Source organism: Corallococcus sp. M7, from assembly GCF_054512695.1.
The window spans coordinates 5,851,958-5,864,157 of sequence record NZ_CM137252.1; the positions used below are offsets into that span (position 1 = coordinate 5,851,958).

10 protein-coding genes, 1 tRNA gene and 1 pseudogene are annotated in these 12,200 nt (G+C 71.1%); 1 reads left to right on the top strand and 11 read right to left on the bottom strand.

Annotated features, from left to right (window positions below; all coding sequences use genetic code 11):
* Nucleotides 1–64: 64 nt before the first annotated feature.
* The 7 genes from ACX114_RS23345 to ACX114_RS23375 all read right to left on the bottom strand — a co-directional run bounded on the left by ACX114_RS23345 (nt 65) and on the right by ACX114_RS23375 (nt 7,071).
* A complete protein-coding gene (locus tag ACX114_RS23345; protein ID WP_459287937.1) occupies nt 65–403 on the bottom strand; it encodes a YacL family protein in 339 nt (112 codons plus the stop codon).
* A gap of 189 nt (nt 404–592) precedes the next feature.
* Nucleotides 593–664 (bottom strand) — tRNA-Val (locus ACX114_RS23350).
* An 86-nt stretch (nt 665–750) separates the two neighbouring features.
* Nucleotides 751–1,035, bottom strand: a complete 285-nt coding sequence (locus ACX114_RS23355; protein WP_459287939.1) for a hypothetical protein — start codon at nt 1,033–1,035, stop codon at nt 751–753.
* Between the two features lie 20 nt (nt 1,036–1,055).
* Nucleotides 1,056–1,481, bottom strand: a complete 426-nt coding sequence (locus ACX114_RS23360) for an SCP2 sterol-binding domain-containing protein (RefSeq protein WP_206793551.1) — start codon at nt 1,479–1,481, stop codon at nt 1,056–1,058.
* 9 nt (nt 1,482–1,490) lie between these two features.
* On the bottom strand, nt 1,491–3,113 hold the full coding sequence (locus ACX114_RS23365; protein WP_459287941.1) for an Hsp70 family protein: 1,623 nt from the start codon (nt 3,111–3,113) through the stop codon (nt 1,491–1,493).
* A 153-nt stretch (nt 3,114–3,266) separates the two neighbouring features.
* Complete coding sequence (locus ACX114_RS23370) at nt 3,267–5,336, bottom strand: ATP-dependent helicase (protein WP_459287943.1); 2,070 nt, start codon at nt 5,334–5,336, stop codon at nt 3,267–3,269.
* Nucleotides 5,337–5,382: 46 nt separating this feature from the next.
* Nucleotides 5,383–7,071 carry a HEAT repeat domain-containing protein gene (locus ACX114_RS23375; RefSeq protein ID WP_459287945.1) on the bottom strand — a complete coding sequence of 563 codons (1,689 nt, stop codon included), beginning with the start codon at nt 7,069–7,071 and terminating at the stop codon, nt 5,383–5,385.
* 133 nt (nt 7,072–7,204) lie between these two features.
* Between ACX114_RS23375 and ACX114_RS23380 the strand changes: the two genes are divergently transcribed.
* Nucleotides 7,205–8,059, top strand: a complete 855-nt coding sequence (locus ACX114_RS23380; RefSeq protein WP_459287947.1) for a CHAP domain-containing protein — start codon at nt 7,205–7,207, stop codon at nt 8,057–8,059.
* A gap of 101 nt (nt 8,060–8,160) precedes the next feature.
* Here ACX114_RS23380 and ACX114_RS23385 read toward each other — a convergent pair whose 3' ends face one another.
* The 4 genes and pseudogenes from ACX114_RS23385 to ACX114_RS23400 all read right to left on the bottom strand — a co-directional run bounded on the left by ACX114_RS23385 (nt 8,161) and on the right by ACX114_RS23400 (nt 12,185).
* Nucleotides 8,161–9,357, bottom strand: coding sequence for a glycosyltransferase family 2 protein (locus tag ACX114_RS23385; protein ID WP_459287949.1), 1,197 nt, complete (start codon nt 9,355–9,357; stop codon nt 8,161–8,163).
* A 155-nt stretch (nt 9,358–9,512) separates the two neighbouring features.
* Complete coding sequence (locus ACX114_RS23390; protein ID WP_459300417.1) at nt 9,513–10,700, bottom strand: tetratricopeptide repeat protein; 1,188 nt, start codon at nt 10,698–10,700, stop codon at nt 9,513–9,515.
* A gap of 990 nt (nt 10,701–11,690) precedes the next feature.
* Nucleotides 11,691–11,789 (bottom strand): annotated as a pseudogene (locus ACX114_RS23395) (zinc-ribbon domain-containing protein); the annotation flags it as partial.
* Between the two features lie 9 nt (nt 11,790–11,798).
* Nucleotides 11,799–12,185: a ComEA family DNA-binding protein gene (locus tag ACX114_RS23400; protein ID WP_459287951.1), complete on the bottom strand. Its 387-nt coding sequence runs from the start codon at nt 12,183–12,185 to the stop codon at nt 11,799–11,801.
* Between the last annotated feature and the right edge of the window lie 15 nt (nt 12,186–12,200).

Sequence of the window (12,200 nt, forward strand, 5' to 3'; positions counted from 1 at the left end):
TCCCATGGGGTGTGGGGCTCCGGGCCCGGGCCCTCGAAGTGCATGGGGGCTCGGGCCTCTTTTTTCAATGCCCTCGCGACAGCTCCATGAACTCCAGCCAGGAGCGGATGGCGTCCTCGAACTCCTCCAGGGGCAGGTCCTGGGAGCGGCCGGGGATGGCCACCTCGCTGTGGATGGAGGCCCGGGCCCGACTGAGCTCCAGGCTCCAGGTCTCCCCGGTGACGTCCCAGCGCTCGCGCCGTCCCTGCCGCAGTGACGCCAGCACGTTCAGCACCCCCTGCGCCCGGTTCGCGTCCGGCCGCAGCTCCTGGGCAAGGTAGTCCGCCAGCACGTCGTCGGGCGGCAGGCCACTCACGACCGCCCGTCCCTGCTGATCCCACGTGAATCGCAATGTCCTGGGCACGGCCGTGAAGGTCGCACAGTCCGCGGATCGCCGGCCACGCCCCGCCCCCGCCGATTGCGCCGGAACCCGACACTGCGGCTTGGCCGCGTGCGGCAGCCAACGGGCGCATCCGCCCGGCGTCCAGCGACTGTCAGGAGGTGGAAAAGCGAAAGGCCGTGAGCCCCTGAGGACTCACGGCCTTGCTTTGAGTGGGCGCGGCAGGTTTCGAACCTGCGACCCCTGCCGTGTGAAGGCAGTGCTCTACCGCTGAGCTACGCGCCCTGCTGTCTGTGCCGCCCGCCGCGCGACCGCTGCGCAACGAACGCGGCGGTAAATGCCATTCGCCGCCGTGGGTGTCAACGCATTTTCTACGAGGATTCTTCCGCGAGTTCTTCGAGCTTCTCGTCCAGCTCGCGCAGGCGGCGCTTGAGGCCCGAGAGCTGCTTCCCCACGGCCTTGAAGTCCCCCTTCGGCGCGAAGTGCAGGGCCTTCATGACCTCTTCCTGTCCGCGATCCAGGGCCTGCTTGCCGCGCTGGACCCGGCCAATGGCCTGGGCCACGGCCATGGCGCGCTTCTCGTCAGCCATGAGCTTCTCCATGGCCATGCTGGACAGCCCCAGCGCCTGCTTCTTCAAGTCGTCCCGGATGCCCATGGTCGCGGTCCTCTGGCCCCTCAGGGGCCGTCGGGGAACTCGGTCTTCAGCGCGGCGAAGACGCGGTCGGCGATGCCCTTGTAGCGCATGCGTTCGATGAGCGGCTGCAGGTCCCCGCGCATGGAGATGCGGCGCTTGAGCACCGCCTCCACCGGGTCCAGCGTGCCCAGCAGGAGCTGCTTCCAGACGGAGTACGGCGCGCGGGCCAGGTACACCGGCTCCAGCTCGTCCAGGTCGTCCGGATCCGACAGCACGCGGGCCCGCTTGATGTCGCAGTCCCCGGGCTCCACGTGGATGACGAAGGGCTTGTCCAGCTTGCCCTTCTCCGCGTCGATGATGGCCCCGAAGTCGCCCTTCCAGCCCTTGCCGGCGATGGCGCACTCCGGGTCTGCATTGGTGAGCCGGACGGCTTCGTCCAGCCATTCCTTCGACGGAAACTTCGGCATCGCGCCTCCCTACCCCCTACGGAAGATGCTCTTGATGCTGGAGAAGAGGCCACGGTCGTCGCTCGGCCCGCTGCTGCTCGACGGAGCAGCCTGCGTGTTGCGCGAGGCGACTTCCTGCAGGGCCTTCTTCAACTGCTCGGGCGTGTCGCGGGTGGCCAGATCCACCTTGCGCGACATGCCGCTCGCGTCCTCCACCTGCACCTGGAGGAGACACTCCTCGGTGAGGCGGAAGTCGATCTTCCGGCCCGCGGCGGCGGCCGGCACGCGAACGGTGCCCAGGTACTCGTTGTCCACCATCAGGTCGCTGTCGCCCTGGTAGATGTCCAACTCGATGAACTGCGCGCCCGGCTGCTGCGGCGGCGGCAGGCGGAAGCTCTTCACCATCGGGATGAGCGAGTTCTTCTCGATGATGCGCTTCACGCGGCCGTTGGGCATCGCGTAGCCGATGGGCATGGACAGCGCGTCCAGCAGCGTCACCGCGTCGATGCTGCCCAGCGAGTCGCCCAGCAGCGCGGCGCCCAGGGCCACGCACTCATCCGGGTGCACGCCCTTGCGCGGGGCCTTGCCGAAGTGGGCCTGGATCTTCTGCTGCACCAGAGGCATGCGGCTCTGGCCGCCCACCAGGATGATCTCGTCGATCTCCGAGCGGCTGATGCCCTTCTCCGCGAGCACGCGGTCGCAGATGTCGAAGGTGCGGTCCACCAGGTCGCCGGTGAGGTTGTTGAGGTAGTCGCGGGTCAGCGGGATGCGCAGGTCCAGCGGCTTGCCCTTGCGCTCCTCGATGTAGGGCAGGTCGATGACGACGTTCGGGATGAGCGTCAGGTCGATCTTCGCGGCCTCGGCGGCGTTCTTGATGCGCTGGAGGGCGATGGGGCTCTCGGTCAGGTCGACCTTGGTCTCGTCGCGGAAGCGCTCCAGCACGTACTCCATGATGCGGTTGTCGAAGTCCGCGCCGCCCAGGAACGAGTCGCCGCCCGTGGCCAGCACCTCGAAGACGTTGCCGGCCAGGTGCAGCACGCTGACGTCGAAGGTGCCGCCGCCCAGGTCATAGACGAGGACCTTCTGATCCAGGCCCCGGTTGAAGCCGTAGGCCAGCGCCGCGGCGGTGGGCTCGTTGACGATGCGCTTGACGTCGAAGCCGGCCAGCCGCCCGGCCTCCTTCACCGCGTTGCGCTGGTTGTCGTTGTAGTAGGCCGGGACGGAGATGACGGCCGCGTCGATGGGGCCGCCCAGGAACTGCTCCGCGATGGTCTTCAGCTGCGACAGCACGAAGCTGGAGACCTGCGGCAGCGTGTAGAGCTTGCCGCCCATGGTGACGGCGGTGTCCCCGTTGGCGTCCTCGACGATGTCGTAGGGGAAGTACCCCTTGAGGTCCTCCACCGCCTTCGAATGGTACTTGCGGCCGATCAGGCGCTTGGTGCCCCAGAGCGTGTTCTTGGGGTTGGTCACCATCTGATCCTTGGCGACGCCGCCGACCAACAGGTCGTTCTTGGCGGAAAGCGCGACCACGGAGGGCAGGATGAGGTTGCCGCGGTCCGTGGGGACGATCTTCGGGATGCGGTTGCGCACGGACGCCACCAGGGTGTTGGTGGTGCCCAGGTCAATCCCGACGATGCGAGGTCTGTCCGCCATGAAGGTCAACGTGCGCTGCTCAGGGGGAGAGGCCGCGCCCGTCCTCACTCTCTAGCACGTCGAGGCGTCGCGTGCGCGTTTCTAGGCGGACGCTTCCTCCCTGACTGTAGTTCTGGCCAGCCTGCCTACCAGGGGGGCTGATTCCAAGCCGGCCTACAGCTCCCGGTCGGGATCCGGCCCCAGGTCGCGCAGGCGGATCGGCCCGTCGGGCTCCGGGGGCGGGTGCGTCTCACACACCGCGTCAGGACCCACCGGCAGCTCGGCCAGGAAGCGCGACGGGGTGAGCAGGAGCCGCCCGTCCTCCCGGGGCAGCGAGGTGTGGGGGTACACGAGCCACAGCGCCTCCCGGGCCCGGGTGACGGCGACATAGAAGAGGCGGCGCTCCTCCTCCTCGTCCTCCGGGTCGCGCGTGGCGAGCGACAGGGGGAACCTCCCGTCGGTGAGGCCCAGCACGAAGACCGTGGGCCACTCCAGGCCCTTGGCCTGGTGCACCGTGGTCAGGGTGAGCACGTCGTCCGGGGCCTCGCCGTCGCCCTCCAGCGCGGCCCGGGCGGAGAACTCGGCCACCAGGGCGATGGCGGACAGGAAGCGGGGCACGTCCTCGAAGCGGCCGGCGAACTCCTGGAGCTGGCGCAGGTCCTCCGCGCGCGGGTCCGTCCCGTCCGGGGTGGCCTGGGGCTCGCGAGCCGCCAGCACGTCCGCGAGCAGCGCGCCCGGGCTCCGGGGCCCCCGGGGCCCGGTCGCGGACAGGGTGGTCATCAGGGCCTGGAAGCGCTGGAAGCCGGCCTGCGCCTTCTTCGGCACGTGAGCCTGGACGTCCGGATGGGCCAGCGCTTCCGCGAGGGACAGCTCCGGGGGCAGCGCGGACAGGGCGGTCCACAGGTGCTCGGTGCTGGCGGTGCCCACGCCGGAGAGCCGCCGCGCGAGCCGCTTGAAGGCCAGCTCGTCGGTCCGGTTGTGCGCCCAGCGCAGGTGGGCGAGCGCGTCCTTGACGTGGGCCTGCTCGAAGAAGCGCACCCCGGAGCGCACGCGGAAGGGAAGCCCGTGGCGCGTCAGCTCCAACTGGAGCTCCAGCGAGTGCAGGTGGGCGCGGTAGAGCACCGCCATGGACTCCAGGCGCTCCCCTCGGGCGCGCAGCTCCAGGACGCGCTCGGCGACGAAGGCGGCCTGGGCCTTCACGTCGCGGGTGGGCACCACCTGGGGCACCGGGCCGGGCGCGCCGTCGGACACGAGCGCCTTGGGGAACTGGCGGGTGTTGCGCGCGATGACGGCGTTGGCCAGCCGCAGCACCTGGGGCGTGGAGCGGTAGTTGCGGGTGAGCGGGTAGATGCCGCAGCCGGGGTAGCGTTGGGGGAAGTCGATGATGTTGGTGAACTCCGCGCCCCGGAAGCTGTAGATGGACTGGCAGTCGTCGCCCACGACGGTGAGGTTCTTGCGCTCGCCCACGAGCAGGTCCACGAGGTCGCCCTGGAGGCGGTTCGTGTCCTGGTACTCGTCCACGAGCACGCCCTGGAAGCGCCCGGTGAGCTCCGCGCGGATGGACGGGTGGTCCTCCAGGAGCCGCTTCAGGTGCGCGAGCAGGTCGTCGTAGTCCATCAGGTGCAGCTGCGCCTTGCGCTGCTGGAAGCGCCGCGCGGTGGCGAACACCTCCGGGGCCACGGGCAGCATCTCCCTGCGCCGGTCCACCAGCACCTGAGACACGGGCTGCTGGAGGTTGGTGGCCAGGGAGACCAGGTCCAACAGCGCGTCTGGACGCGGGAAGCGCTTGTCGCTTCGCAGCTTCCGCTCCGCCAGGCACGTGGCCATCAGGTCGCGTGCGTCCTCGCGGTCCAGCACCGTGAAGCCGGTGGAGAAGCCCAGCGCGCCCGCATGCTGGCGCAGGAGCACGTGCGCCGCGTGGTGGAAGGTGCCGCCCAGGAGACTGCCCACGTCCGCGAAGCCGCCGGCCAGCTCCTCCACGCGGCGGATCATCTCGCGCGCGGCCTTGTTGGTGAACGTGAGCAGCAAGAGCGACGACGGCGGGACGCCCCGCTCCAGCATGCGCGCCACGCGGTAGGTGAGCGTGCGCGTCTTGCCGGAGCCCGCCCCGGCGATGACGAGCACGGGCCCCTCCCCTGCTTCCACGGCCGCGCGCTGCTCGTCATTGAGCGCGCCCTCCAGGTCCAGACGGCGCGAGGGCGCTCCGGCGGGGACGGCGTGGATCAGCGGCAGGGGGGCGGCCATGGGGGGCTGGGACTCTAACCGCCGCCGTCCGGTCCGCCAGTCCGTCTCAGGGAGGGGTGGATCCAGCCAACCGGGAGGCCGCCGCGGCGCGGACCTCCGGAGAGGGATCCCGCTCTCGGGCCAGCTCCAGGAGCAGCGTGCCCACGGGCCTGGGCAGCTTCGCGCTGGCGGCCTGCTGGAGCGCCTGGGTGCGCTCCTTCACGCCCTGCGACAGGCGCTCGGCGACCTGTTGATCCGCGCAGGTGCGCACACCGGGGTGCTGCTGGCGCAGGAGCAGCTCCGCGTCCGCGAGCTTCGCCTCGGCCAGCCGCACGGCGTCCTGGGCGGTGCGCTCGAAGGTGGCCATGTCCTCGGGGAACTCCGTCTTCTCGTTGCGGACCCGGGCGATGGCCTGGGCCGCGAAGCGCGCGTCCACCACCGCCGCGCAGAGCTGACGGGCCGACGCCAGGGGCACGCCACCCTCCGCGGACACGAGCTCCTCGCGCGCGGTCGTCTGGGCCCACACGGCGAGCTGCCGGGCCGCCACCGCCGCGGAGAACGCCTGGCGGCGCTGCTCGCGCAGCTGCACCCAACGCCAGAGCACCACCGGATCCGTGCCGCCGGACTCATAGACGCGCTGGTACTGGCTGGCGGCCTGCTCCAGCTGGCCGCTCAGGTCCAGGAGCGCCGCCACGGTGATGTAGAGCTCCGGGCTGCTGGCGCGCTCGCGCAGGGACTCCAGCCGCACGGCGACCTCATAGCCGGCCACGGGGGCCGGCAGCGCGGAGAGCACCGAGCGCAGCGACGACAGCGCGTTCTGGCGGATCAGCGGGTTGCGCGCCGTGCGCAACGCCTCCAGCAGCGGATCCACCGCGCGCACGGAGACGTGCTGGCCCATCTCCTCCGCCGCCTGCCAGCGGTCCAGCGGATCCGGCGCCACGAGCGCGCGCTTCAGGTCCTCCAGGTCGCGCAGGTAGTGGCCCGCCTGCATCGCGCGGACGGCGGGCTCGGTGCGGGAGAGGGCGCCCTGCTCCTCGCGGGCGCGGGCCAGGCGCGCGGGGAAGCCCGTCAGCTTCGGCCCCAGCGGGTGGACCTTCACCTTCGCCTCGGCCTCGTCCACCAGCCCGGAGACGAGCAGCCCCTCCACCTCCAGCTCCAGCAGCTTGACGCGGGCCTCCTCGCGGTGCGCGCCCGCGGGGAAGTCGCGCAGGTAGGCGAAGAGCTTCCCGGCGTCCCGGGCCTGGGCGAAGGACTCGTCGTCCAGCTTGCGCTCCAGCTCGTCGCGGCGCGCGCCGGCGGCCTCGCCCTGGAGGAGCTGGGACACGCGGTTGAGGTCCGTGGTCGTCTGGACGTCGCGCTCCTGCGCCGCCTGTAGCTTCGCGCGCGCCTCGTCGCGGTGGGCGCCGTCGGGGTGCTCGGCGAGGAACTGCCGCCAGCCGGCCTCCGTGTCCGCCTCCTTCGCGGCGTTGAAGCGCAGGCCCTCCAGCAGCGACTTCACCCGAGGCTGCTGCGGCGCGTCCGGGTACGTCTCCAGGAAGCGCTTGTAGGCGATGACCGAGTGCAGCCGCTTCGCCTCGTCGAACTCCAGCCCCTCGATGCGCCCCTGGGCCGTCGTGGCCTCGGGATCATCCGGGTTCTCGCGCAGGAAGTCCTGGTAGGCCTGCACGGTGTCCAGCTCGCTGGCCTTCTCGAAGGACATGTGCGAGCAACCGGTGGCCAGGAGCACGAGGGCGAGGGCGCGGCGGAAGGTGGGCATCCCCTCCAGCAATACCCCACCCGCCTCCGGCCGAAAACCCGAGCCGCTCCGCCCGGTTGCCTGGGTGGTTTTCTTGCCTACACGCCCCAGCGGAGGGAGCCTCTGTCCCAGGACGCTACAGGACGAGGTGGCCATGAAGCTGGGCGCATGGATGGCGATGCTGGCGATGACGACGGGCTGTGCGACGGGCTCCCCCACGGGGACCTGGGTGGCGTCGGATGCCGTGCGCTACCGCTCCGCCTCCCCGCCGGCCTTCCCGCGCGCCGCGCTGTCCGAGGAGGTGGCGGTCCGTGAGAGCGCCCCCGCGAAGTCCCCTGCCCCGAGCAAGGCCCCGGCGGTGGCGAAGGCGCCCGCCAAGGCCAAGGCCCCCGCGAAGCCGCGCGTCACGCCCGCGAAGCAGACGGCCGCGCGCCCTGCCCCCACAGGTAATCCCCGCGAGCGCGTGCTGGACACGGCGCGCGCCCTGGTGGGCCAGTCGTCCGTGCAGGTGAACGGCAAGCGCTACCCGGCGGACTGCACCGCGCTCATCGAGGCCACCTACGCCCAGGCGGGCGTGAAGTTCCGGGGCACGATCAAGCCCGGGGACAACGGCGTCACCGCGATGTACCGCTACGCCCAGGCGAACGGCCGCGTGTACACGAGCGGGCGTCCCGTGCCGGGCGACCTGGTGTTCTTCCGCGAGACGTACGATCAGAACCGCGACGGCCGGCGCAACGACGGCCTCACCCACGTGGGCCTGGTGGACGGCGTGGACTCGGACGGCACGGTCACCGTCATCCACCGCGTGAAGCGCGGCGTGGTGCGCTACCGGATGAACTTGGCGCGCCCGCACATGGCCCGCGACCCGAAGACGGGCGAGATCCTCAACGACATGCTGCGAAGCCCCGCCCCCGGTCAGCCGCACGTGCTCACCGGCCAGCTCTTCGCCGCGTTCGGCAGCGTGCTGCCCTCCGGCTCCGCGAAGCCCATGGCCGTGGCGGCGCGCTGAAGCTGGAAAAGGAAAGCCCGCCGATTCCATCCGTGCGCTTCCGGAACCAGCCGGAGCGCCGCGGGGAACCGGCGGGCCTGGACTGCCAAATCGGTTGAAGGTCAGGTCGACGTGGACGTCGGCACGCGGGCGGTGCGGTCCCACGCGGCGCGCTGCGAGTTGCGCAGGAAGCGCCAGAAGCCCACGGCGATGGCCGCGTTCATGGTCACGAAGTAGTACGCGATGGACGTGGCCTTCTTCGCCGCGCCGCTCTTGAAGACGCCGGAGCGGCCCAGGTACGCCAGGGCGTAGAAGCCCAACTGCGCGCCCAGCGTGAAGCGGTAGAACAGGCTGTCGAGCAGGAACAGGTTGGCGACGAGCGCCAGCGCCATCAGCGCCGGAGCGCACCAGCGCAAGAGCTTGTGCGACCAGAAGGCGAAGGCGGCGAAGCCCGCGGTGGGCAGCAGCAGCCCGGGCACGAGGCGCAGGCTCTGGAAGTTGCCCGCCGCGATGCGCGCGCGCCGGCCGAACTCCTTGCCGTAGTCCTCCGTCGTCTCCTCGTGGGCGACGGCGCCCTCCTCGTAGACGACCTTGTAGCCGCTCTCCAGGATGCGCAGCGGAATCACGAAGTCATCCACGATGGTGGACGGCGGCAGCTGCGTGAAGAGCGAGCGCCGGATGGCGTAGAGGCCGCCGTTGGCCCCCACCACCGCGCCGCGCCGGCCCTCGTACATCTTGATGAGGGACTCGTAGCTCCAGTACGCGCTCTCCTCGTAGTCCTGCTTCGTGGGGTTGTAGAGGCGCAGCTTGCCGCAGACGGCGCCGACCTCCGGATCCTCGAAGTGGCGGACAATCTTCCGCACCGCGTCCGCGTCGATCATCGTGTTCGCGTCCGACAGCAGGACGATGTCGCCGTGCGCGGACGGAATGCAGCGGTTGAGCACCGTCGTCTTGCCGGCGCGAGCCGCGGGCGACAGGCGCACGCGCGGATCCGTGCACTTCTGCACGAGCCCATCCGTGCCGTCCGTGGAGCCGTCCGAACCGATGACGACCTCGAAGCGGTCCGCCGGGTAGTCCAGCGCCAGGCTGTTCTTCAGCTTCGACTCGATGCAGTCCGCCTCGTTGTAGGCGGCCACCACCAGACTCACCGAGGGCAACGCGCTGGCCTTGACGCCCGTCCTGGCGGCCTCACCCGAGCGCATCTTCCGCAGGTTCTGGAAGACCTGGGCCGCGCCCTCCAGGGCGAACAGGCTCAAGGGATAGAGAAAATAAGTGTGCACGAGCGCAAGCGCCGCGCACCAGAAGAAGACCTCCGCCATCGACCCACCCTCCGAACCCCGAGTCCTCGACGCCCATGCACGAAGCAAGGTGCGTGCCTGGGCGTCCAGAGGCACTTCAGGGCGAGGGAGCCAGCGAGCCCCCGGGACGGACTGGAGTTTCTCCAGGGTGAGACGGAGGTGATCCGGTCAACGTTTCAGGGCGAGGGTGCGAGGGCCGCGGTTTGAGCGAGCATGCGCCTGGCTAGGTCGTGCTTGGGGTTGAGCGCCACCACTTCGTCCAGCAGCTTGCGGGCCGTGTCCGCATCGCCCTGGCGGATGGCCAGCCGGGCGCCCAGGACGAAGGCGCGGAAGAGGTAGCGGTCCTGTGCTCGCAGCGCTCCCAGCTCCTCGGAGACAGCCTGGATGGTGGCGGGCGAGCCGGAGCCGAGGGCGTATTCGGCGCGGGCAAGGACGCTCCAGACCGGCTTGAGCTCCGCCTGGCGCAGGCGCTCCGCGAGGGCCAGGGCGTTGGGGGCGCCCGTCACCGCGGCGTAGAGGGCCTGGGCCTTGAGGCGCGCGGCAACGGTGGCGGCGGGCTCCACGTCCGGAGCGGCCCGGAGGTTCTCCACCAGCGCGTCGAGCACCTTGCGCCGCTCGGCGATCTCGGTGCGCAGCGGCTGCATGGCGCGCTCGACTTCGCGCAGGTCGTCGTGGAGCGCGTTGGACTGGGCCATCCATCCTGGCGACGCCTTCGCGGTGGTGACCTCGTCGATGTCCCGCTTGATCGCGTTGGACTGGAGGTTCAGCCGGTCGAACTCGGCGTGCAGGTCGCCCAGTTGGAGGGTGTAGGCCACGGCCAGCTCGGCCTGGACCTCGGCGTACTTGGGATGGGCGGTGGCCAGGACCTTGAGGTTCTGGATGGCCTGTTCGCGCGTGGGGGCGTCATCGGAGCGAAGGGCCTGCACGGCCTCTTCCTTCTTCGCCACGGCCTCCACGGGCATGGCCGAATTGCGGTCGCGGAAGACGGGATACGCCAGGTACCCGGCCAGGAGGATGCCCGCGAGCACCATGAGCCCGAGGAGCACCCAGCTCACCGAGGAGGACCGCCGGTTGCCGTCCTCGATGACGAGGGCGCCGCCACGGGAGGAGGCCCCGAGCAGCTCCGGAGGCAGCTCGCCGGAGGGCTTCCGGGAAGGAAGGGGCCGGTCCAGACCGCCCCCGAGCACCGACGCGCCGGAGGGCGAAGCCGCGGGCCGGGAGGGCTCGGTGGGAGCGAAGGGAGCGTCATCGCCGGGAAGGGAGACGGTCGAGGTCGGCGCGGAGGTCGCCCAGGGCGCGTCGCCGTGGCCTTCCGGAACGAGCTTGGAGCGTGAACCGCTCGCAGCCGACCAAGGCGGATCCACGGGCTCGCCCGAAGGCGAGATGTCCTCGAAGGACCGGGGGGCGGACGCGTGCGTCGGGCCACCCGCCTCGACCGAACCAGAAGCTGTAGGGCCCGGTACCGCACCGAACGCACGGGTGGATCCAATCGCGTCGGCCACAGGTGAACCCGAGGGGCCTGGCACTGCACCGAACGCACGGGTGGATCCAATCGCGTCGGCTACCGGCGCACCTGAAGGCCCCGGCACTGCACCGAACGCACGGGTGGATCCGACCGCCTCGGCTACCGGCGCACCTGAAGGCCCCGGCACCGCACCGAACGCACGGGTCGAGCCGATGCTCGCGTCGGCGGCACCGGAGGGCGCGGCGTCCGGCACCGCGCCAAACGCTCGGGTCGAGCCGATGCTCGCGTCGGCGGCACTGGAGGGCGCGGAATCCGACACCGCACCGAACGCACGGGTCGAGCCAATGCCTGCGTCGGCAGCACCGGAAGGCGCGGGGCCCGTCACGGCGCCGAACGCACGCGTTGCTCCGACACCCTCCGGCCCGCGCGCTGAAGCACCCGGCTCCGCGAGGCGGAACGAACCCGAGGACGAAGCGGAGACAGCGCCGAACGCGCGCGTCGTCGCCCCAGGAGCCGCACCCTGCCCCACCGTCGCCGCGGGTGGCGCGACCTCTCCGGTCCCTACGGCCCCGAAGGCCCGCGTCGTGCCCATCGCCGCCGGAGGCAGTGTGCTGGACGCCGCGGGAGGCGGCGCCGCGACCGGAGCGATGGACGGAGGCGGAGGAATCACGCCGGACGAAGTCAGCGAACCCGTGGCCGGAGTCGGCTGCGGAACGAAGGATCCGGAGGCCGTGGTGGAACCCGCGAACAGGTTCGTGGACTTCAGGCTGGAAGCGCCCTCACCGCCGAAGATCTGCGTGGACGACTGCGCACCCGACCGGTCTCCCCCACCCGCCGGAGGAATCTTCGGCGCGGGAGCCATGACACCGGTGGGCGAAGCCTTGAACACGTGGCCACACCGCGTGCACTGCACCGAAGCGCCGCCAGGCGGCAGGAGTCGGGCATCCAGCACGTACTGCATCGAGCATTGCGGGCAGGCGATCTGCACCGGCCGTGCTTACCACACGCCCCCATTGGCCGCCGCCGCGTCCAACACGGTGGCTGCCCGGAGGGTCTCCAACTTGGCAGCGCCCACACCGGGCACGGCGTCCACGTCCGCCCAGCTCGAAAACCGGCCCTGCTCCTCGCGGGCGGACACCAGCCGTCTGGCGAGGTCACGGCCTACACCGGGCAACAGAGCCAGCTCGGACTCGGAGGCCGCGTTGAGGTCCAGCTTGAGCCCCAGCGCGAGCGCCTGTGCCCCCTTCGGCACCGCACCCGGGCCACACGTGGCCAGTCCCGCCGGGTCCAGCCGCACGGCCTCCGGCGGGCAGTCGAGCGAGGGCCGCGACTCCGGCCACCGCGCCCGGGCCATGAAGCCCAGGGCGAGCAGCCCCAGGGACAACGCCGCGAGCGCGGA